The organism is Actinokineospora globicatena (assembly GCF_024171945.1).
GTDB lineage: Bacteria > Actinomycetota > Actinomycetes > Mycobacteriales > Pseudonocardiaceae > Actinokineospora > Actinokineospora globicatena.
This window is the reverse complement of the sequence record NZ_JAMTCR010000002.1, coordinates 709,122-729,600: the sequence shown is the minus strand read 5'-3', so window position 1 is coordinate 729,600 and position 20,479 is coordinate 709,122. Positions and strand designations below refer to the sequence as shown.

Annotated in this window: 20 protein-coding genes; 9 read left to right on the top strand and 11 right to left on the bottom strand. The window is 70.4% G+C overall.

Annotated features, from left to right (window positions below; translation table 11 throughout):
- The first annotated feature begins 80 nt into the window (after positions 1-80).
- The gene (locus LV79_RS03385; RefSeq protein WP_253831906.1) at positions 81-968 is read left to right on the top strand and encodes a Gfo/Idh/MocA family protein; all 888 of its coding nucleotides are present in this window, start codon (positions 81-83) and stop codon (positions 966-968) included.
- A gap of 231 nt (positions 969-1,199) precedes the next feature.
- On the opposite strand, the gene dnaN is transcribed toward LV79_RS03385, so the two are convergent.
- The 4 genes from dnaN to LV79_RS03365 all read right to left on the bottom strand — a co-directional run bounded on the left by dnaN (position 1,200) and on the right by LV79_RS03365 (position 5,072).
- Positions 1,200-2,294, bottom strand: coding sequence for a DNA polymerase III subunit beta (gene dnaN / locus LV79_RS03380; RefSeq protein ID WP_253831904.1), 1,095 nt, complete (start codon positions 2,292-2,294; stop codon positions 1,200-1,202).
- 39 nt (positions 2,295-2,333) lie between these two features.
- Positions 2,334-3,578, bottom strand: a complete 1,245-nt coding sequence (locus tag LV79_RS03375; RefSeq protein WP_253831902.1) for an MFS transporter — start codon at positions 3,576-3,578, stop codon at positions 2,334-2,336.
- 404 nt (positions 3,579-3,982) lie between these two features.
- Positions 3,983-4,657 (bottom strand): Crp/Fnr family transcriptional regulator, encoded by a 675-nt coding sequence (locus tag LV79_RS03370; protein ID WP_091380091.1) that lies wholly within the window; start codon positions 4,655-4,657, stop codon positions 3,983-3,985.
- 166 nt (positions 4,658-4,823) lie between these two features.
- Positions 4,824-5,072, bottom strand: a complete 249-nt coding sequence (locus LV79_RS03365; RefSeq protein WP_092779188.1) for a hypothetical protein — start codon at positions 5,070-5,072, stop codon at positions 4,824-4,826.
- Positions 5,073-5,279: 207 nt separating this feature from the next.
- Here LV79_RS03365 and nth point away from each other — a divergent pair, with 207 nt between their 5' ends.
- From nth to LV79_RS03345, 4 genes are read left to right on the top strand one after another with little or no spacing between them, the layout of a single operon-like run.
- Entirely contained in the window at positions 5,280-5,996 is a 717-nt protein-coding gene (gene nth / locus LV79_RS03360; RefSeq protein ID WP_253831900.1) for an endonuclease III, read from the top strand.
- A complete protein-coding gene (locus LV79_RS03355) occupies positions 5,993-6,589 on the top strand; it encodes a TlpA family protein disulfide reductase (RefSeq protein WP_253831898.1) in 597 nt (198 codons plus the stop codon). The genes nth and LV79_RS03355 overlap by 4 nt, the downstream gene beginning before the upstream one ends.
- On the top strand, positions 6,586-7,275 hold the full coding sequence (locus tag LV79_RS03350; RefSeq protein WP_253831896.1) for an NUDIX hydrolase: 690 nt from the start codon (positions 6,586-6,588) through the stop codon (positions 7,273-7,275). The genes LV79_RS03355 and LV79_RS03350 overlap by 4 nt, the downstream gene beginning before the upstream one ends.
- Positions 7,272-8,456 (top strand): MarP family serine protease, encoded by a 1,185-nt coding sequence (locus LV79_RS03345; protein WP_253831894.1) that lies wholly within the window; start codon positions 7,272-7,274, stop codon positions 8,454-8,456. The genes LV79_RS03350 and LV79_RS03345 overlap by 4 nt, the downstream gene beginning before the upstream one ends.
- Here LV79_RS03345 and LV79_RS03340 read toward each other — a convergent pair.
- From LV79_RS03340 to LV79_RS03325, 4 genes are all read right to left on the bottom strand, one after another.
- Positions 8,453-9,382, bottom strand: a complete 930-nt coding sequence (locus LV79_RS03340) for an alpha/beta fold hydrolase (RefSeq protein WP_253831892.1) — start codon at positions 9,380-9,382, stop codon at positions 8,453-8,455. The two genes, LV79_RS03345 and LV79_RS03340, sit on opposite strands and share 4 nt — an antisense overlap.
- A 10-nt stretch (positions 9,383-9,392) precedes the next feature.
- Positions 9,393-9,878 carry a phage holin family protein gene (locus LV79_RS03335; RefSeq protein WP_253831890.1) on the bottom strand — a complete coding sequence of 162 codons (486 nt, stop codon included), beginning with the start codon at positions 9,876-9,878 and terminating at the stop codon, positions 9,393-9,395.
- A gap of 10 nt (positions 9,879-9,888) precedes the next feature.
- Entirely contained in the window at positions 9,889-11,118 is a 1,230-nt protein-coding gene (nhaA, locus tag LV79_RS03330) for a Na+/H+ antiporter NhaA (RefSeq protein ID WP_253831888.1), read from the bottom strand.
- Positions 11,119-11,199: 81 nt separating this feature from the next.
- Entirely contained in the window at positions 11,200-11,928 is a 729-nt protein-coding gene (locus LV79_RS03325; RefSeq protein ID WP_253831886.1) for a VIT1/CCC1 transporter family protein, read from the bottom strand.
- Positions 11,929-11,979: 51 nt separating this feature from the next.
- Between LV79_RS03325 and LV79_RS03320 the strand changes: the two genes are divergently transcribed.
- Positions 11,980-12,735 carry a lysophospholipid acyltransferase family protein gene (locus LV79_RS03320; protein ID WP_372495256.1) on the top strand — a complete coding sequence of 252 codons (756 nt, stop codon included), beginning with the start codon at positions 11,980-11,982 and terminating at the stop codon, positions 12,733-12,735.
- 25 nt (positions 12,736-12,760) lie between these two features.
- Here the strand turns inward: LV79_RS03320 and acs are convergent, their stop codons facing one another.
- Positions 12,761-14,737, bottom strand: coding sequence for an acetate--CoA ligase (gene acs / locus LV79_RS03315; RefSeq protein ID WP_253831884.1), 1,977 nt, complete (start codon positions 14,735-14,737; stop codon positions 12,761-12,763).
- A gap of 270 nt (positions 14,738-15,007) precedes the next feature.
- On the opposite strand from acs, the gene LV79_RS03310 reads away from it, so the two are divergent.
- From LV79_RS03310 to LV79_RS03300, 3 genes are all read left to right on the top strand, one after another.
- Positions 15,008-16,195 (top strand): MFS transporter, encoded by a 1,188-nt coding sequence (locus LV79_RS03310; RefSeq protein WP_253831882.1) that lies wholly within the window; start codon positions 15,008-15,010, stop codon positions 16,193-16,195.
- A 226-nt stretch (positions 16,196-16,421) separates the two neighbouring features.
- Positions 16,422-17,780, top strand: a complete 1,359-nt coding sequence (locus LV79_RS03305; protein ID WP_253831880.1) for a GGDEF domain-containing protein — start codon at positions 16,422-16,424, stop codon at positions 17,778-17,780.
- Positions 17,781-17,805: 25 nt separating this feature from the next.
- Positions 17,806-18,534 (top strand): Fic family protein, encoded by a 729-nt coding sequence (locus tag LV79_RS03300; RefSeq protein WP_253831879.1) that lies wholly within the window; start codon positions 17,806-17,808, stop codon positions 18,532-18,534.
- 11 nt (positions 18,535-18,545) lie between these two features.
- Here the strand turns inward: LV79_RS03300 and LV79_RS03295 are convergent, their stop codons facing one another.
- Together LV79_RS03295 and LV79_RS03290 are read right to left on the bottom strand one after the other, a co-directional pair.
- The gene (locus LV79_RS03295; protein ID WP_253831877.1) at positions 18,546-19,472 is read right to left on the bottom strand and encodes an N-acetylmuramic acid 6-phosphate etherase; all 927 of its coding nucleotides are present in this window, start codon (positions 19,470-19,472) and stop codon (positions 18,546-18,548) included.
- A gap of 43 nt (positions 19,473-19,515) precedes the next feature.
- Positions 19,516-20,433, bottom strand: coding sequence for a MurR/RpiR family transcriptional regulator (locus tag LV79_RS03290; protein WP_253835745.1), 918 nt, complete (start codon positions 20,431-20,433; stop codon positions 19,516-19,518).
- Positions 20,434-20,479: the final 46 nt, after the last annotated feature.

Genomic DNA, 20,479 nt, shown 5'->3' with positions numbered 1-20,479 from the left:
GCGCCACACAGCGGTGTGTCGCCTGTGGACAGGGGTGGGGCGGGCTGGGAGCCGCGGCTCGGGTGTCGCAGGATGGGGACATGGGCGCAGGCGTGGTGCGGGTGGGTTTGGTCGGAGCGGGACCGTGGGCGACGGCGGTGCACGCGCCGGGGTTGGCTGGGCATCCCGGGACCGAGCTGACGGCGGTGTGGGCTCGGCGGCCGGAGGCGGCGGCGGAGTTGGGGGCGCCGGTCGTCGGGGACTTCGACGAGCTGCTGGGGCTGGTCGACGCGGTGGCGTTCGCGGTGCCGCCCGCGGTGCAGGGGGAGTTGGCGATCCGGGCCGCCGAGGCGGGCAAGCACGTGATCCTGGAGAAGCCGGTGGCGGCGAGTGTCGCCGAGGCGGAACGGGTGGTGGCGGCGGTCGAACGGGCCGGGGTCGCGTCGATCGTGGTGTTCATCCGGCGGTTCGCGCCGGAGGTGGTGTCGTGGCTCGCCGAGATCCACGCCAGGCAGGGGTGGGCGGGCGGCAGCGTCCGCTGGCTCTCCGGCGCCCTGCTCGGCGGCGCCTACTCGCACTCACCCTGGCGGCACACCGGCGGCGCGCTGGCCGACATCGGCCCGCACGTCATCGACCTCCTCGACGCCGCACTCGGACCGATCACCGACGTCCTGGCCGCCCACCGCGGCAAGCCGGACATCTGGCAACTCCTCCTCCAGCACGAAGCAGGGCCCACCAGCACCGCCACCCTGTCGATGGCCCTGCCGACCCGCCCCACGGTCACCGAACTGGCCGTCTTCGGCGTCAACGACCTCGCCAACCTGGAACTCGACGGCCGCGCCACCCCCGCCCAGGACTCCTACGCCCTACTCCTGGACGACTTCGTGCAGATGGTCCACTCCGGCAGCACCACTCACCGGGTCAACGCAGCCCGAGGCCTGCACGTCCAGCGCATCCTGGACAAGGCCCTCCGCCTCACTACCAGCTAGCCCAACACCGACGACCGCGCGCCAGGCTTTGCTGAGTCCTGGGCAGGACCCGCCGTCTGACCGCCGTTGATGTGGGTTCGGGTGATTGCGTGCTGGGCTTCGCTTGTCCAGCAGCCAAGCACGGAACTCCGCTGGCTCGCCGCAGCGACTAGGGGCAAGCACCTGGGGCGAGTGTCCACTGTGGCCGCAACGGGTGTGCGCGGCCAGGCCGGTATGCGTGGGGGCTGTGGCTTAGGGCTTGGGCGGGAGCATCGGCATGATGATGTACCGCAGGTCCACCTCCCCCGGTTCCAGGGCGGTGACGACCGTGGCGCGCATGCCTGGCTGGATGGCCAGTTCGACCTCGCCGGTGAAGGGGCGGAGGGCGTCGAGGAGGTAGCGGGATTGGTAGGAGGGGCTGGTGCGGCCGCCGGTGATGGTGGCCTTGAGGGATTCCTCGGCTTCGCCCGCGTTGTGGTCGGTGGCGCGCAGGCGGAGTTCGGAGTCGCCGACCTCGACGCGGACCACGCCCCTGGCGTCGCTGTAGAGTGCGACGCGGCGGGTGGCGGCTTGCAGGGACTCGGCGTCGACGACCACTCTGGTGTCCACATCGGACAGGGCGAGCTTGGTCTCGCTCAGGTAGCTGCCATCCAGCACCGCCGTGGTGACCTCGGTGCGGCCCCAGGACACGGCGAACTGGTTCTCGGCGGCGGTCAACCTGGCCTGCCCCACCCCGGCCACCTGCTTGCCCACCTCGGCCAGCAGCGTCGCCGGGACCATCACGTCGATGTCGCCGTCCGCCGACCAGGGCAGGCTGGCGATCGCCATCCGGTAGCGGTCGGTGGCGCGCAGGACCAGCCGGTCGCCTTCGGAGCGGACCCGGATGCCGGTGAACACCGGCAGGGCCTCGTCCCGGGCGGCCGTCGATGCCACCGTGGCCAGTGCGGTGGCGAAGGCCGAGCCGGACACCAGACCGCCGTCCCCGGACACCGAGCCGACGCCCGGGTGCAGCGTGTGGTCCAGCAGCGGCAGCGCGAACCGGGCACCCGAGGCGCGGATGGCGAGCCGGTTGCCCTCCACCACGAGCCGGACCTCAGGGGCCGTCAACGCGCGCAGTGTCTCCGCGAGCGGCTTGGCAGGCACCAGCACCTGCCCGTCGGTGTGCACGACCGCGCCCGCCGACACCGCCGCGGTGCGTTCCCGGTCGCTCGCCGCTAACTGCACCCCGGCCGCCGTCGCGGTCAGCAATACGCCGCTGAGCACGGGGTCGATGAGCTTGCCCGGCACGAGTCGTACCAGGTCAGCGGCCGCGGCGGCTAGCGCGGCTGTCGGGGCGGTGAGATCCATGCGCCCAAGGTAGCCGGCGGGACCGACAACCGGGAGAAGTTATCCACAGGCCATCGCGGGGGTGGCTTGCGGGCTGACCGCCTGCCGGTCCCCGACGGTCGCGCGGCGGGCGTAGACGATCGCCGCGAACACCAGGCCGACCCCGGTGGCGACCAGGTACGACGACCAGATCCCCACGTGCTCGACGAGTTGGCCGCTCACCAGCTGCCCGAGTGCCAGCCCGAGGGTGACCGCGGTGATGATCCAGCCGAATGCCTCGGTCGCCGCGCTCGGCGGGGCGACCAGGTCGATCGCCGCCGAGTGGGTGGTGGCCTGCGGGGTGACCATGGTGCCGACCAGCAGCAGCGCCACCGCCAGCCACACCAGCGTGGTCGGGATCGCCAGCACCGCCACCAGCACGGCGAACGTGGCCAGCAGCGCCGAGAGCCGCAGGTTCATCGCCTTGGGCCACGGCCGGATGCCGTAGATGACGCCGAAGAGCACCGAGCTGATCGACAGCAGCCCCAGCAGCAGGCCGCCCGCGGGGGTGTTGCCCGCCGCAGTCGCCGCCGCGGGCACCGCGACCTCGATGAACCCGAGAAGCACGCCGAAGCCCATGGCCGCGATCGCCAGCGTGCGCATGCCGGGGAAGGACAGCGGTCCGAGCAGCCCGGACGTGTGCTCGACCGGCTCGGGCCGGTGCAGCCGGATGGTCGGCATCAGCGCGAACCAGACGCTGCCGACGATCATGCTGACCGCCGCCACCGCCAGCCCGGTCCCCGGCCAGGGCAGCGCGATGAGCAGGCCGGAGATGGCCGGTCCGAGGATGAAGAAGACCTCCATGCTGATCGCCTCGTAGGCCAGCGCGGCGTCGCGCACCGGTCCCACCGGGGTGACCCTGGTCCACATCGTCCGGGACGCGGAGGCGACCACCGGTTCGGTCGCGCCGACGGCGACGCCGAGCACCATGAGGACCGCGGTGTGCGCGCCCGACTCGGTCGCGACGATGGTCAGCGCCACGAACACGCCGAACAGGGCCGTGGTGACCAGCAGCGGGACGGCCGCGCCGATCCGGTCCATGAGCCGCCCCTGGCCGACCGACCCGATGGCCAGCCCGACCAGGGTGCCCGCCGACACCAGGCTCGCCGTGGCGTACGACCCGGTGGTCTCACGGATGTAGAGCAGCATCGAGAAGCCGACCATGGCCACCGGCAGCCTGCCGAGCACGGAGGCGATCGCGGGCCCCCGCGCGCCCGGGGTGGTGAGGGCAGCGCGGTAGTCGGCGAGACCGGCAGACTGGGACATGCGTACCAGTATGGGGTTTCCGGTACGGCCGTACCAGTATTTTCCCGGTGGTTTCCGCCACTCGACTGTGGGGTATATCTCGGTTCAGTAACGGTGGTGCGGATTCTCTGTGAACCCGAGCAACGTCCCGGGCCCGCGGTGAGTCCTTGAGGGTGAAAGCACTTGAGGATGGGGTGGGGCACCGTGCGATGGTTGCCCTTCTGGGTACCCCACCACGAGTTCCCTCTGGTCAGGGTCGGGGCCCGATCCGGAGGGGCGGGGAGCGTGAACCGTCGGGGGATGGTTCACGCAACAGCGGGAGGTCGGTGCGCCGCGTCGGGGGCGGCGCCCGGCCTTCCGTCTCACTAGTCGCAGACAGGCAAGAGGGCCCGGTCTACCCAGACCGGGCCCTCTAGGTGTCAGCTCTACCGCGCGCGCCTGGCCAACCGCTCGGGGTCCAGGATCAGCACGCTCTTGCCCTCCAGCCGCAGCCACCCGCGGTGGGCGAAGTCGGCGAGGGCCTTGTTCACGGTCTCCCGGGAGGCGCCGACGTACTGGGCGATCTCCTCCTGGGTGAGGTCGTGGGTCACCCGCAGCAACCCGGCCTCCTGGCTGCCGAAGCGCTGGGCCAGCTGCAGCAGCGCCTTGGCCACCCGGCCGGGCACGTCGGTGAAGATCAGGTCGGCCAGCATGCCGTTGGTCCGGCGCAGTCGCCTGGCGATCACCCGCAGCAGCTGCTCGGCGATCTCCGGCCGGGTCCCGATCCACTGCCGCAGCGCGGGCCGGTCCATGGTGACCGCGCGGACCTCGGTGACCGTGGTCGCCGTCGACGTGCGCGGGCCCGGGTCGAAGATCGAGAGCTCGCCGAACATGTCGGACGGGCCGAAGATCCCGAGCAGGTTCTCCCGGCCGTCCGGGGACTTGCGGCCGAGTTTCACCTTGCCGGACTGGATGATGTACAGCCGGTCTCCTGGCTCGCCCTCCGCGAAGATCACGTGCCCGCGCGGGAACTCCACAGCTTCCAGCGTCTGAGCGAGCGCTTCGGCCGCGGCCGGCTCGACCCCTTGGAAGATGCCCGCACGGGCCAGGGTCTCATCCACCTCGGTCCTCCAATTTCCACCCGACGCGGGCGCATTCCCGCCAGCGTCGATCACGACATACAGTGTAGGGCGTTGCCCGGGGATCTCCCGTCGGCTCGCCGCCTAGCGGTGGCCGGAACCACCCGCGACGTGCCTGCTCACGCACCCAGCCGCATGACCTTAGCGCCTACGCCCCGCCCCGGCGACCGCGCTTGGCCGCACGGCCACCCAGCCTGCGCAGCCGGAACAGCTCCAGTGCCCGTCCGATGCCGTGCCCGTAGAGCGCACGGACCTCGTCCGGTCGCGCCGACTCGAGGAACTCCTCGACATCGGTCTCCTGCACGGCCACGTGGCGCAGCCGCGCTTCGACGCGCTCCATGAACAGCGCGAAGAACATGATCACCAAAGGTACCGCGAACACGAACCAGACAGCCATGTGTCGTCGTTCCTCGCTCCGTAACCGCTGGCCCCGGACCCGCCTCAGGTCCCGGTGCCGTTGTCACCCTGGTTGACGTCCAGGGCACATCCCGGGTTGTCCGACGGCCCGTAGGCTAGCGAGGTGCCGCCGACCACCCGACGCCCGCCCCAGCCAGCAGCCGAGGAGACCGGGCGCGACCTGGGTCTGACCCGCAGGGTCCGCCGCATGACGCGCGCGCTCGCGGAGGGCTATCCGGACGCGCATTGCGAGTTGGACTTCACCAATCCGCTAGAGCTATCCGTGGCCACGATCCTGTCTGCGCAATGCACGGACGTCAGGGTCAACCTGACCACCCCTGCCCTGTTTGCCCGGTACCGCACCGCCGCTGACTACGCGTCCGCCGACCGCACCGAGCTGGAGGAGTACATCCGGCCGACGGGCTTCTACCGCAACAAGACGACGTCCCTCATCGGTCTCGGCGCGGCGCTCGTGGAGAAGCACGGCGGCGAGGTGCCCGGGAACCTGGACGACCTGGTGAAGCTGCCGGGCATCGGACGCAAGACCGCGAACGTCGTCCTGGGGAACGCGTTCGACGTACCGGGGATCACGGTCGACACGCACTTCGGCAGGCTTGTCCGCCGCTGGAAGTGGACAGACGAAGAGGATCCGGTCAAGGTCGAGCACGCGATCGGCGCTCTAGTCCCGCGCAAGGACTGGACGATGCTGTCGCACTGGGTGATCTTCCACGGCCGTCGGGTCTGCCACGCGCGTAAGCCCGCGTGCGGCGCCTGTCTGCTCTACCGCGACTGCCCGTCCTTCGGCGAGGGCCCCACGGAGCCTGATCAGGCCGCGAAGCTGGTCAAGGGTCCTGAGGCGCCGCACCTGATCACGCTCGCCGAGCGCACCCGTGAGGGCTACCGACCGGGGAAGCCGACCGGGTGAGCACAGCCTCTAGGTGGGCCCTTGTCGTGGTGATCCTGGCGGTCGCGGTGACCGTGGCGGTGTGGCCGCGCGGGTCGGAACCGACCGCCCAACCGCCACCGGGACCGGACCTCACCGCGGCCAGATCGGCCGCCGCGCTGTCCCCGTGCCCGACCGGAGCAGGCATCCCGAGCCTCGCCGACGCCCACGCCGAATGCCTGGCCGACGGCGCGCGCGTGGTCGCGGGCAACGTGTTCGGGGGTCGACCCGTCCTGATCAACGTGTGGGCGACCTGGTGCATGCCGTGCCGCGACGAGCTCCCGCTGCTCGCCGAGTACGCGGCGGGTCCCGGGGCGGTCGAGGTCGTCGGGCTCGCGGTGCAGAGCCCGGACAAGGACGCGCTCGACCTGCTGGCCGCGCTCGGGGTGAGGTTCCCGAACCTGCTCGACCGCGATGGGCAGGTCCAGCGCGGGTTGCGCGTGCCGGACGCGCTGCCCGCGTCGTACCTGGTGGCCGCGGACGGCACCGCGACGCTGATCACGCAGCCACGGTTGTTCCGGTCGGTCGACGAGGTGCGCTCTGCCGTCGACCACCACGTCGGAGGGGGCCGATGAGCACGCATGGACCGCTGGTCGACCCGGAGGGCCTGCCGGACTGGCTGGCCCCGGTGGTCGCCGCGACCGAGGACCTGGACCTCGGGCTGTGGAAGCGGTTCGCCGCCCCCGGCCCGGGTTCGCGCGACGCCGCCGTGCTGATGCTGCTCGGTGAGACCGCAGAACACGGCCCTGACCTGCTGTTCCAGTTGCGCGCCGACACCGGGGGCAACCACTCCGGCCAGGTCGCGTTCCCCGGCGGCGGTGCCGAGCCGGAAGACGCCGGACCGGTGGACACGGCGGTGCGCGAGGCGGTGGAGGAGACCGGGCTCGACCCCGCGGGGGTCCGGCCGGTCGCGCTGCTGCCGAGGCTGCACGTGCCGGTGTCCGGGTTCGACGTCACGCCGGTGTTGGCGCACTGGGCGCGGCCGAGCCCGGTGCGCGCGGTGTCCGCCGCGGAGACCCAGGCGGTCGCGCGGATCCCGATCTCGCACCTCGCCGACCCGGCGAACCGGTTCCGCGTCGCGCACCGCGGCGGGTACGTCGGTCCCGCGTTCGCCGCGCCGGGCATGCTGATCTGGGGTTTCACCGCGGGGCTGCTGACGATGCTGCTGGCCGTCGGCGGCTGGGAGCAGCCGTGGGACGCAGGCGATGTGCGTGACTTGGACGCCGCGTGGCGCGGTGTCGGTGCGGAGGTTCAGTCGTGAACTGGGTCGATGTGCTCGTGGTCGCGCTGGCCGTGCTGGCCGCCGTGTCCGGTGCCCGGCAGGGCGTGGTGACGGCGTTGCCCGCGTTCATCGGTGTGCTGATCGGCGCGGTCGCGGGCATCAAGCTGGCGCCGCTGGTGGTCGAGCAGATCGACTCGACGCCGACCAGGGTCGCCTTCGCGGTCGCGGTGTTCGTGCTGCTGGTGGCCCTCGGCGAGACGTTCGGGGTGTGGATCGGGCGCACCATCCGGCAGAAGATCTCCTCGTCCAAGCTGGCCGGGGTGGACAGCGCGCTCGGGGCGGTCGTGCAGGGCGCCGTGGTGTTCGTGGTCTCCTGGCTGATCGCGCTGCCGCTGACCACGGTCGGCGGGCTGCCGGGGCTGGCCTCGGCGATCAACAACTCCGCGGTGCTCGGCGGGGTCAACGACGTGATGCCGCAGGCGGCCAAGGGGCTGCCCAACGAGCTGCGCCAGTTGCTCGACGTCTCCGGCTTCCCGGCCGCGGTCGACCCGTTCAACCGGACGCCGAACAAGGAGGTCGACCCACCGGACCCGGCGCTGCAGGCCAGCGCGGTGGTGCAGCGGGTGCGGCCGAGCGTGCTGAAGATCAACGCCAAGGCGCCGTCGTGCGAGCGCGCGCTGGAGGGCAGCGGTTTCGTGGTCGCCCCGCAGCGGGTGATGACCAACGCGCACGTGGTCGCGGGGTCAAACGAGGTCAGCGTGGAGGCGGGCGACCGCACCCTCCGGGCTACGGTGGTGCACTACGACCCCGACACGGACTTGGCCATCTTGAGCGTGCCCGCGCTACGAGCGGACGTCCTGCCGTTTGCCCCAGGCGACGCCTCTAGTGGCCAAGACGGCATCGTGCTCGGTTACCCCCTCGACGGCCCTTACACCGCAGCGCCTGCCCGCGTTCGTGACCGCATCCCCTTGAGGGGACCGGACATCTACGACGCGAACACGGTCAACCGGGACGTGTTCACCTTGCGCGCGAAGGTGCTCAGCGGGAACTCGGGCGGTCCGTTGGTCAACCCCAACGGCGAGGTGATCGGTGTCGTGTTCGGTGCCGCTGTCGACGACTCGGAGACCGGCTTCGCGTTGACCGCCGCCGAGGTGCGCGCCGAGGTCGGTAAGGCGCCCTCGCTGCGGGAGCCCGTCGGTACCGGACGCTGTTCGAACTAGCCCTTCACGAAGGAGGTCAGCAGCGCGTTGGTTGCTGCTGGCGCCTCTTCGTGCGGGAAGTGCCCGACCCTGGGCAGCTCGTGGTTCTCGTTAGTGCCACCGATCCACGGTCCGGACGCGGTGCGGGTGCGGGGGAGGACGCACGGGTCGTCGGCGCCATAGAGCTGCAACACGGGGACTTCGATTGTTCGGCCAAGAGCCTCAGTGAACCGGCGGCCGTCGCTGCGCACTTGGGAGCGGACCGCCCACCGGTAGTACTCGTGCGAGCTGTGCGCTACCCCCGGAACCAGCATCGCGGTCCGGTAGCGCTGGGTGGCTCCCGGTAGTCCTGACCAGTACTGGCCGGACCAAGAGCGAACCCGACGTTCCACGAGTGCGGCGCCGTCGCGGGTGATGCGTCGTTCCGGCACCATCGGGATCTGGGCGCTGAACAGGTGCCCCATCGCTCGGGCCTGGTTTCGCGGGGCTCTCCGCAGCGCAGTGCGTCGGATCTGTCCTCTTAGGGCAAGAGGGTGCGGGGCCGAAATGGTCGACAACGACTGCACGACGCGGGGGTGCAGCGCGGCGACGGTCCAGCCGAGCAGGCCGCCCCAGCCGTGTCCGACCAGGTGAGCCTTGGGCTCGCCGAGAGACTTGATCAGGCCCGCGACGTCTCCGGCGAGGGTCCACGCGTCGTAGCCGCGGGGTGGTTTGTCACTGTCCCCGTACCCGCGCAGGTCGACCGCGACGGCGCGGAAGCCCGCGTCGCCCAGGGCGGTCAGCTGGTCGCGCCAGGACCACCAGAACCCGGCGAACCCGTGCAGCAGCAGCACCAGCGGACCCTCACCGGTCTCGGCGACGTGCAGCCGGATGCCGTTGGCGTGCACGTCGCGGTGCGCCCACGGTCCATCGATGCGGACGCTCGAGGGATCCGGGGCTGCTGGCACGGGTGGTCGCTCAGGACTGCTGGTCGCCGCGGTGGGTCAACGCGGCCGCGGTGTCCTTGACGGAGGCGATCGTGCGCTCGGGGGCGCGCAGCGACTTGAGCTTGCGGAACCCGAGGAAGGTGAACAGGACCGCGACGAGCAGCATCAGGACGAACACGCCGCCGAAGGCGATGCTGCGCAGCACACCGAAGTCGGCGACCATCTCGGCCAGCGCGAAGAACAGGAAGAAGGAGCTGTAGAGCAGCACGGTCAGCGCGATGATGAAGAAGACGCTGCCCTTGATCCCCTTCTTCACCTCCTTGGTGACCTCGGACTTGGCCAGCTCGACCTCGGCCCGCACCAGGGTCGACAGGTGCGCGGTCGCGTCCTTGACCAGGTGTCCGATCGACTGCTCGCCCGCCGCCGCGATGGCGCGGTCGTCAGCGAGGGGGATCGAGGGGACTTGCGGCAGCCCCGAACCGTCTGCTTTTCCGTGCGCGCTGGTCACCTGCGTCATCGTGCCATGCTCAGTCAGCGGAGGCCGGGCGGGCGGTACCCTCCGCGTTTCGCCGTCGCGCCCGGCCGCGTCCGGTCAGCAGCGCGGCGGCGAGCAGCGCGGCCACCGCCGAGGCGATCAGCACCGCCGCCTTCGCCAGTTCGGCGTCGGCCGGGTCGAGTGCGAGCTCGGCGATCAACAGGCTCACCGTGAAGCCGACCCCGCCCAGCATGGCCACCGCCACCAGGTCCCGTTTGCCCAGGTCGGGTGGCAGAACGGCCAGCTTGAGCCGCACCGCGAGCAGCGCGGCGCCGGTGATGCCGACCAGCTTGCCCACCACGAGCCCGGCGAACACCGCGAGGACGACCTTGTCGCTGGTCAGCTGCCCGATTGCCTCGCCGTCCAGCGGCACCCCGGCGGCGAAGAACGCGAACACCGGCACCGCTAGCCCTGCCGACCACGGCTGGAGTCGGTGCTCCAGCCGGAGGGCAGGCGCCTCTCTCTCGTAGGGGTCCTTCTTGACCCGAGTGAGCAGGGCGAGGGCGACACCGGCGACCGTCGCGTGGACGCCCGAGGAGTGCACTGCCACCCACACCGCGACCGCGAGCGGCACATAGATCCACGCGGAGGTCACCCGGCGGTGCTGGAGGTACGCGTAGAGGCCCAGCAACGCGACCGCCACCGCCGCTGCGATGAGGTTGAAGCCGCTGGTGAACAAGATGGCGATGAGCAGGATCGCGCCTAGGTCGTCCACGACGGCAAGGCTCAGGAGGAACACACGCGCGCTGCTGGGCATACCTGATCCCACTAGCGCCAACACGCCCAGCGCGAAGGCAATGTCCGTCGCCACCGGGACAGGCCATACGTCCCCCGCGCGCGGATCCCCCCACGCGACAGCTAGCGCCACCGCGGCCGGGACGACCATCCCGCCAAGGGCAGCGACAACCGGCAGGATCGCCGCCTTGAACTGGGACAGCTCGCCGAGGGTGAGTTCGCGTTTGAGCTCCAGGCCCGCGACGAAGAAGAAGATCGCGAGCAGTCCGTCCTTGGCCCAGTCGCCGACGGTGAGGTCCAAGTGCAGGAAGTGCGGTCCGAGTTCGGCGTCGCGCACCGCCGTGTACACGCTGGACAGCGGTGTGTTGGCCAGCACCAACGCGATCGCCGCCGCGACGAGCAGGACAACGCCACCGACGGTCTCGGTCCGCAGGTAGCGCGCGAACTCGGTGAGCGCGGCAGGGGCTGATCGACGGCGGTGCGACAACGGCTGCTCCTAGGGCATGGTTCGGCCAATTGCCGACCAGACTTCCCGGCGCACCTGGCTCTTAGCCTAACCCGTGGCGGGCTATTCCACCGTCACGCCGAACAGAACCCCGACGAAGTAGGTGACCACCATGGCCAGCACGCCGACTACGACGTTCCGCAGGACTGCGCGCCCGACCGGTGCGCCTCCGAGACGAGCGCTGACGTAGCCGGTCAGCACAAGACCCAGCACGACGGCCACGATGCATGTCCACACCCGCGCTTCCACCGGCGGTAGGGCAATCGCGACCAGCGGGATGAGAGCGCCAACTGCGAAGGACAGGAACGACGCCCAAGCTGCCTGCCACGGGCTGGTGAGGTTGTCCGGATCGATCTGCAGCTCGGCTTCAGCGTGCGCGTGGAGAGCGTCCTTAGCGGTCAGCTCTTGCGCTACCTGCGCCGCTAGCTCCGGGGACAGCCCCTTCTGCTCGTAGATGTCGGCGAGTTCACGCTCCTCGGCCTCCGGCATCTCGCGCAGCTCGCGCTCCTCTTTGCGCAAAGCCGCCAGTTCGGTGTCGCGCTGGGTGCTGACCGACACGTACTCGCCACCGGCCATCGACAGCGCGCCCGCCACCAGACCGGCCACCCCGGCGGCCATGATCGCGGTCCGGTCCGCGGTCGCCCCCGCCACGCCGACGACGAGACCGGCGGTCGAGATGATGCCGTCGTTGGCGCCGAGGACCCCGGCGCGCAACCAGTTCAGCCGTCCGGCCAGTCCGTTGTGGTGCGGCTCACCCTCGTGCGGGACGCGGCCGTCGCTGTCGGTGCTCACCCGGGCATTCTGCGCTCAACCTGGGTGGTTCTACCAAGACCTGTCGGTCCGATGACCGAAGATTGTGGTGTGCCTGACTCGAACGAACCCCTGCCGACCTGGCGGGCCGTCGCGTTGATGTTCCGGGTTCCCCGGCGGGGTCGGGGGTTCTGGTTCAGCCTCGCCATCGACCTCATCTGGCCGTTGCTCGCCGTGCTCACCCGGTTGCGGTTCCGCGGCGGCGACAAGCTCCCCAAGTCCGGTGGCGTGCTCTTGGCGTCCAACCACCTGTCCTTCGCTGACCCGGTAACCGTCACCGCGTTCGCGTTGGCCTCTGGGCGCATCCCGCGCTACCTGGCCAAGGCGAGCCTGTGGCGCCTCCCGTTGGTCAACAGGGTTCTTACGGGCGGTGGTCACATCGCTGTGGAGCGCAACACGGCGCAAGCGCGTCACGCCTACCTCGGCGCGGTGCAAGCCGTGGCGAAGGGGGAGTGCGTGATGTTCTTCCCTGAGGCGGGGTTCTCCGACGACGAGGACCACTGGCCGTCGCGGAAGGTGAAGAACGGTGTCGCCCGGGTAGCGCTAGAGACCGGTGCGCCCGTTATCCCTGTCGTGAACTGGGGCACGCACGCGTTCCTGCCCGCTACAGCGAAGTTCCCGAAGGTGTTCCCGCGCAAGACGATCGACATCGTCGCGGGCGACCCGGTAGACCTATCGGACCTCAGCGGCACCGACCGCGAAACCATCGATGAGGCCATGAAGCGGATCATGCACGCCATGACCGAGCTGCTCGCGACCCTGCGCGCGGAAACGCCCCCCACCCGGTAGCCGGGCGAGGGGCGTCCGCGCGGTGTCAGTCCTCGGTGGTGGTGGACTTCAGCCCGGTGCTGATGAGGTCCATCACCGCCGAGTCGGCGAGCGTGGTGGTGTCCCCGATCGCCCGGTTCTCCGCCACATCGCGCAGCAGCCTGCGCATGATCTTGCCGCTGCGGGTCTTGGGCAGCTCGTTGACGATCAGGACCTGGCGCGGCTTGGCGATCGGGCCGATCTCGGTGGCCACGTGGTCGCGCAGCGTCTTCACCGTGCTGTCGTCGGGCTTCGCCGAGCCGCGCAGGATGACGAACGCGACGATGCCCTGGCCGGTGGTCGGGTCGCTCGCGCCGACCACCGCGGCCTCGGCCACCGTCGGGTGCGACACCAGCGCCGACTCCACCTCGGTGGTCGAGATGCGGTGCCCGGAGACGTTCATCACGTCGTCCACCCGGCCCAGCAGCCAGATGTCGCCGTCCGCGTCGTACTTCGCGCCGTCACCGGCGAAGTAGAAGCCCAGGTCGGCGAAGCGCGACCAGTAGGTGTCGCGGTAGCGGTCGTTGTCGCCCCAGATGCCGCGCAGCATCGACGGCCACGGCTGGTCGAGCACCAGGTACCCGCCGCCGCCCTTGCCGACCTCGACGCCCTGGTCGTCGACGACCTTCGCCGAGATGCCCGGCAGCGCCCGCTGCGCCGAGCCCGGCTTGGTGTGCGTCACCCCGGGCAGCGGGCTGATCATGATCGCGCCGGTCTCGGTCTGCCACCAGGTGTCGACGATCGGGGTGCGGTTGGCGCCGACGTTCTCCCGGTACCAGATCCACGCCTCGGGGTTGATCGGCTCGCCGACGCTGCCGAGCACCCGCAGGCTGGACAGGTCGTAGCGGGCCGGGATGTCCGCGCCCCATTTCATGAAGGTGCGGATGAGCGTCGGTGCCGTGTAGTAGATCGACACCTTGTGCTCTTGGATGATCTCCCAGTGTCGACCTTCGTGCGGCGTGTTCGGCGTGCCCTCGTAGACGACCTGCGTCACGCCGTTGGACAGCGGCCCGTAGACGATGTACGAGTGCCCGGTGATCCAACCGATGTCGGCGGTGCACCAGTAGACATCGGTCTCCGGCTTGAGGTCGAAGACGGCGTGATGGGTGTAAGAGGCCTGGGTGAGGTAACCGCCCGAGGTGTGCAGGATTCCCTTGGGGTTACCCGTGGTGCCGCTCGTGTAGAGGATGAACAGCGGGTGCTCGGCGTCGAAGGGCTGCGCCTCGTGCGTCTCCGCCTGGCGATCAACGACCTCGTGCCACCACAGGTCGCGCCCGTCGGTCCACTTGACCTCGCCGCCGGTGCGCCTGACCACCAGCACGTGCTCGATGGACGGCGTGTGCGCGGTGGCCTCGTCGGTGTTGTCCTTCATCGGGGCGGGCGCGCCGCGCCGGTACTGCCCGTCCGAAGTGATCAGCAGCCGGGCCTGGGCGTCGTCGATGCGCGAGCGCAGCGCCGCCGAGGAGAAGCCGCCGAACACGACGCTGTGCACCAGGCCGAGCCGGGCGCAGGCGAGCATCGAGAAGATCGCCTCGGGGATCATCGGCATCTGGATGGCGACCCGGTCGCCCGCCTCGAGCCCCAGCTCGGTGAGCGCGTTGGCGGTCTTGCTGACCTCGCGCAGCAGGTCGGCGTAGGTGATCGCGCGGCTGTCGCCCGGCTCGCCGACCCAGTGGATGGCGACCCGGTCACCCAGGCCCGCCTCGACGTGACGGTCGACACAGTTGGCCGCGACGTTGAGCTTTCCGCCCACGAACCACTTGGCGAACGGCGCGTCGTCCCAGTCGAGCACCCGCTCCCAGCGGGTGTCCCAGCTCAGCCGGTCCGCCTGTTCGGCCCAGAACGCCTCGCGGTCGGCGGTGCCCTGCTCGTAGGCCGCCGCCCCGACGTTGGCCGCCGCGCTGAAGTCGTCCGCCGGTGCGAACACCCTGCTCTCCGTCGACAGGTTGTCCAGCGTCGGTGTCTGACCGGACTGCTCGGTCATGGACCTGACCTCCTCGGTGAATATCCGGTTCCCCCGGCGGGCGCGGCCGGCTGTCGGAGAGGAATCTAGTGCGCCGGGCGCCCACCCGACAGTCCGACACCGCATAGGTATAGACCAGTGGCGCCCGGTCCGGGGCTCCGCCGATCAGTGGGTATCTGCTCCGTTCGGCTGTCCTCTTCCGATTCTGCGGAAAGTAGCCTGGTGGGGACGTACCGTGGTCGGCGGTGATCCAGGTAGGAGATGCCGGGAGTTCGACGTGGTGGGGGGATGATGGGTGGGCGCTCACCACTGGCTGCCCCGGAGTTCCGGGCGTTGTGGGTCGCCGAGGCGCAGTCGGTCGCCGGTGACCAGCTCGCCAGGGTCGCCATCTCGGTCCTGGTCTACCAGCGCACGTCGTCGGCCGCGCTCACCGCGCTGACCTACGCGCTGACCTTCCTGCCCGACGTCGTCGCCGGACCGCTGCTGTCCGGGCTCGCCGACCGCTTCCCGCGCCGCGAGGTCATGGCCGTCGCCGCGCTCAGCCAGGCCGTGCTCGTGGGTGTGATGGCGATCCCGGGCGCGCCCATCTGGCTGGTCGCCGCGTGCGTCGCGCTGGAGTCGGCCGCGCAGGCGCCGTTCAAGGCGGCGCAGACCGCGCACGCCAGGGTCCTGCTCGGCAACGAGCACCTGGCCGCCGGGCAGGCGAGGCTGACCACCCTGCGTGAGGTCGGGCAGCTCGTCGGGCTCGCGGGCGCGGTGGCCGTGGTCGGCTTCCTCGGCACCACGCAGGCACTGCTCATCGACGCGGCGACGTTCCTCGCCGCGGCGGCACTGCTGCGGTTCGGGCTGCGGCCCCGGCCCGCCGCCAGGACCGCCGCCGTCGCCGGGGACGGTGTGCTGCCGCCAGACCGGCGCAGGCGCGCGGTGGTCACGCTGTCGCTGCTCGCCGCGTTGACGGTGCTGCCGCACGGGTTGGTGGTGCCGCTGGTGCACGAGTTGGGCGCCCCGACCTGGACGGTGGGACTGCTGCTCGCGGTCGACCCGCTTGGCCTCATCGTCGGTGCCTACGTCTTCTGCCGTGCGGGCAGACCGCAGGAGGAGCAGCACGCGCTGATCGCCCCGCTGGCTGTGGTCTGCCTTGGTGCGCTGGTGTTCTTCGCCGCTCGCCCGCACCCGGCGGTCGCGGCGCTGCTGCTCGCGGTGTCCGGACTTGGCGCCGCTTACCAGATCCTCGCCAAGTCGGCCTACGTCGAACGGCTCCCGGACTCGGTCACCGGGCGCGCCACCGGACTCGTCCGAACAGGCCTGCGTGCAGGGCAGGGCCTGTCGGTGCTCGTCGGTGGCCTGCTCACCGAAGCTCTCGGTTCCGCTTCGCTGACCATCGCGTCAGCCGGTGTGGTGGGAACCATAGGCTGCGCGGCGGCGGGCTTCGTCTGGCATCAGGGGAGGGCCTCGGTACCGAGGGAGGCGGTGGCATGACCAGGGATCAGTACTCTCTGTTGCGCATCGCGGCTTCCTCCTCGGGGGATCGGACCACTGGGTCTACGAGATCAGGTCGGTTCAGTACTCGCGGTTCCGCACGGTGTTACCTCCCTATCGGGTCCGGGGGGACCGAACGTACCCCGCCCGCCGCGGGTCACGTTCAGTGTCCCGTCTGTCGCAAAGGGGGACAATGCCCAGTCTGACAAGTCCCCAGGGCTCTCGCTTGTCCGGCATCCCCCTACCGCGGCGGATAAGGGGTCTCGACCTCCTAGCCCACACGACCACCTCCGGTTTCGCGTGGATCGTGGCGACCGAGGTGGCGATCTTCGCATGGGCGGTGCTCGGCGCGGTGTCGGCCGGATGGCCGGATTCCCTGTCGATGCGGCTGTTCGCGCTGCTCACCGCCTTCGCGATACTGCACATGGAGGCAACCCGACCGGCGGAAGAACGACGCAGGGCCGCGCATTTGTCGGGCGAGCACATCGACCACACGGGCGTATGGACGTGCGCGGGTGCGCTCGTGCTTCCGATTCCGTTGGTCGTCGCGCTCGTGCTTGTCATCCGGGTGCGGCGGTATTTCATCGCGCGGAAACCCCCCGGACGTTATGTGTTCACGACATTCGCCATCACTTCGTCCGCGTTGGCGGCTCAAGCGCTGGCGACGGCGACCCCGCTGCACAACTGGGTGCGCGGCGCGCGGGTCGAGCCGAACGAGGTCCTAGCCGCTACCGCAGCCGTCGCCGCGGCGTTCGGTGTGTACTACCTGTCGCAGACAGTCGTGATCGGAATCGCCCGCGGGTTGCGCGGTGACTGGTCGTGGGTCTCGATCCTGGGCAACCGCAAGGAGAACGCGGACCTGGCGATCACGCTCTGTCTCGGTCTGATCGCGGCCTGGGGTGCCGGAGTCGCGTATGGCCTGTTGCTGGCGGCGTTATCGGTGGTGGTCGTCGGTTACACCCGGCACACCCAACGCATCGAGCAACTGGAGTTAGAGCGGGACCGGCTGGAGGTCGACGCGTTGCACGACCCGTTGACCGGTCTGGCCAACCAGCGCGGGTTCAACCCGGCCGCCGCCCTCGCCCTCGTCGCTGACCAGGCCCGCCGCCGCCCCACCGCGGTGATGATGTTCGACCTGGACCGGTTCAAGCAGGTCAACTCCCGGCTCGGTCACCTCGGTGCCAACGAGGTCCTCAAGGCGCTCGCGGGCGTGCTGCGCACCAGCGTCCGCCGCGACGATTTAGTCTGCCGCTGGGGTGGCGAGGAGTTCTCCGTCCTGCTCCCCAGCACGTCCCGCGCCGACGCGTGGGCCATCGCCGAACGGATCAGGAGCGCCGTCGAGTCGATGACCGTCGAGCTGACGAAGGCGGCAGGTGGGCGTACCGAGCAGGTCGGCGAGTTCACGATCTCCGGCGGGATAGCGTTATCTCCCGAACACGGCACGGACCTCGCCACGTTGCAGGAGTTCGCCGACCAAGCCTTGGCCGAGGCGAAGGACGGTGGTCGCAACCAGATACGGCTAACTCCCGCGGTACCGCTACCTGGACCGCGTTCGAACCGCGAGCGCACCCTGGACCCGAGCTGAACCCCTGGTCGGTAGTGTGCGACCGGTGACCGACCCGTTGGCCCCGCTGCTGGACCTCCCTGGCGTCCACGACGCCGTCGCCCGAGCCAGGGACGCTGTCGCCGAGGTCCACCGCCATCCCACGAACCGCCGCGGTTGGCCTGCCACCGCCGCAGAGGCCTCTGTGCGCGCTGCCCGAGCCTCCGCTGTGCTCGACGGTGGTCCTGCCGAGATCCCGGAGGACGGTGAGGTCTCCGACCCCGTCCTGGCAGGCTCTCTCCGCGTCGCGGAAGCACTCGGCCCGCTGCTGCCGACCTGGGAACGCGCGCCTATGCAGGCTCTAGCGCGGTTGCACGTCCTAGCCGCCGCCGACCTCGTTGACAAAGACTTGCTCGGTCGCCCTCGGGCTGGTCTTGGCGTGACCAGCCGCCTCGACCTTCTAGCGGGCTTCATCGCCGGGGGCACAAAGGTTCCAGGCCCGGTTCTAGCCGCGATCGTCCACGGTGAACTGTTGGCGCTAACTCCGTTCGGTACCGCTGACGGAGTTGTAGCCCGCGCGGCCGCTCGGCTCACTCTCATTGGGACCGGGCTTGACCCCAAGGGCCTTGCGGTGCCGGAAGTTGCCTTCCTGCGGGACGCGAACCGCTACCGGGACACTGCCGTTGGATTCGCCTCTGGCACTAGCGAAGGCGTGACCGAGTGGATCGTCTACTCCTGCCAGGCGCTAGAGGCAGGCGCTCGCGAAGCCACCAGCATCGCTGAAGCCGCAGGCTGATCCAACGTGGACTAGTACGCGTGCGCGCCAAGCAGCCCTAGCGCCCGTCGGACATGGCCGCTGGATTGGGCTAACGCGCGCGAGGCGTCCATGACGTCCACACCGGACAGCAGGTGCACCATCGCCACCTTCAGGTCCCCGTGCGCCGCGAGCAGGGCAGCCGAGCACTCCTGCTGCCCGGAACCCGTCGCCTCCCGCAGGATGCGCAGGCTCCGACCGCGCAGCTTCGCGTTCGTCGCCCGCATGCTGACCATCAGGTTCGAGTACGTCCGGCCCATCTTGACCATCACCGCGGTGGAGAACGTGGTGAGTAAGATCTTCTGCGCCGTACCGGCCTTCATCCTGGTCGACCCGGAGATCGCCTCGGGACCGGTGTCCACCGCGATCACCAGGTCCACCCCGGGTGCGCGCGCGGCGTCGGGGTTGTTGGACACCAGCGCCGTCTTCGCGCCGATGCGGTTGGCCTCGGCCAGCGCGCCGAGCACGTACGGCGTTCGGCCGGACGCTGTGAGCCCCAGCACGAAGTCACCGGGGCGAGCGTCGCGGCGCATCTCGGCCGCACCCTCGCACTCGTCGTCCTCCGCGCCCTCGACGGCCTCCCGCAGCGCCCCCGGGCCACCGGCGTGGTGGACCAGGAACCACTCGGCGGGAACGTTGTAGGTGGGCGTCAACTCCGCCGCGTCCAGGGTCGCGAGGCGCCCGGAGGTGCCCGCGCCGACGTAGTGCACGCGGTGCCCGGACTGCAGCGCCTCGGTCGCCATGTCCACCGCCCGGCTCAGGTGCGGCAGGGCGGCGGCGACGGCGGTCGGGACCAGCTGGTCCTCGGAGTTGATGGTGCGCAGGATGTCGAGCGTCGACATCCGGTCGATCTCCGTGGTGCGCGGGTTGCGCCGCTCGGTCGGGGAGTCCACATGGACCGACTGGCGTGGCACGGTCATCCGAGTTCCCCCTCCCCGGCGCGGTTGGCCCGCGCACCCGGTCTCATTTCCCGTTCTCCCGCGGCTTGCGCCGCCCGTCGTGCCTCGTCTCCAGCCGGTGCGTGCCGACGGCGTCCCTGGTCGAGTCCAGTGCCTTGATGGACTGGTCCAGGTGCTGCTGCGCGACACCGATGAACAGGCAGTCGACCACGGTGAGCTGCGCGATGCGGCTCGCGGTCGCCCCCGAGCGGAAGGTGGTCTCCCGCGCGGCCGTGGTCAGCACGAGGTCGGCCACCTCGGCGATCGGGGAGGTCGGGTAGTTCGTCAGCGCGACCGTGGTCGCGCCGTGCTCGCGGGCCGTCCGCAACGCCTCGACGGTGTCGACGGTGGCGCCGGTGTGCGAGATCGCGACCGCGACATCACCGGGACCGAGGACCGCCGCCGAGGTCAACATGATGTGCGTGTCGTTCCAGGCGAAGCTCACCCGACCGATCCGGTGCAGCTTCTGCTGCAGGTCGGCCGCGACGAACGCGCTGGCCCCCACGCCGTAGACGTCGACTCGGCCCGCCGTGGCCACCGCGTCGACCACCTTGGCGAGCACCTCGATGTCGAGTTGCTCGGCGGTCTCCTCGACGGCGCGCGCGTCGGCGAAGGTGACCTTGCCGACGACGGTCTTCAGGTCGTCCTCTGGGGCGATCTCACCCCCGAGGTCCCGGTCGGCACGGGCCTCGGTGCGAGCCGTGTCGGCGGCAAGCGCGATCCGCAGCTCGGGGTAGCCCCCGACGCCGATCGCCTTGCAGAACCGGGTCACGGTGGTCTCACTGGTGCCCGCGGCCTCGGCGACCTCGGTGATGCTGCGCCTGGCGACGGTGGACGGGCTGTCGAGCACGACCTTGGCCACCCGCTGCTCCGCACGGGCCAGGCCGGGCAGGAGCGAGCGAATGCGGACCAACGGGCTTGACTCGCTGTGTTCTGCTGTCATTTGACTCGCACTCACGTGGGAAACTTACTAACAGTTACAGGGCAGT

Coding starts and splice junctions, on each gene's coding strand:
- LV79_RS03320 (WP_372495256.1), top strand. CDS start 11,980: ATGACCGAAGATTGTGGTGTGCCTGACTCGAACGAACCCCTGCCGACC.
- LV79_RS03375 (WP_253831902.1), bottom strand. CDS start 3,578: ATGTCCCAGTCTGCCGGTCTCGCCGACTACCGCGCTGCCCTCACCACC.
- LV79_RS03310 (WP_253831882.1), top strand. CDS start 15,008: ATGGGTGGGCGCTCACCACTGGCTGCCCCGGAGTTCCGGGCGTTGTGG.
- LV79_RS03350 (WP_253831896.1), top strand. CDS start 6,586: ATGAGCACGCATGGACCGCTGGTCGACCCGGAGGGCCTGCCGGACTGG.
- nth (WP_253831900.1), top strand. CDS start 5,280: ATGACGCGCGCGCTCGCGGAGGGCTATCCGGACGCGCATTGCGAGTTG.
- acs (WP_253831884.1), bottom strand. CDS start 14,737: ATGACCGAGCAGTCCGGTCAGACACCGACGCTGGACAACCTGTCGACG.
- LV79_RS03295 (WP_253831877.1), bottom strand. CDS start 19,472: ATGACCGTGCCACGCCAGTCGGTCCATGTGGACTCCCCGACCGAGCGG.
- dnaN (WP_253831904.1), bottom strand. CDS start 2,294: ATGGATCTCACCGCCCCGACAGCCGCGCTAGCCGCCGCGGCCGCTGAC.
- LV79_RS03365 (WP_092779188.1), bottom strand. CDS start 5,072: ATGGCTGTCTGGTTCGTGTTCGCGGTACCTTTGGTGATCATGTTCTTC.
- LV79_RS03290 (WP_253835745.1), bottom strand. CDS start 20,433: ATGACAGCAGAACACAGCGAGTCAAGCCCGTTGGTCCGCATTCGCTCG.
- LV79_RS03335 (WP_253831890.1), bottom strand. CDS start 9,878: ATGACGCAGGTGACCAGCGCGCACGGAAAAGCAGACGGTTCGGGGCTG.
- LV79_RS03385 (WP_253831906.1), top strand. CDS start 81: ATGGGCGCAGGCGTGGTGCGGGTGGGTTTGGTCGGAGCGGGACCGTGG.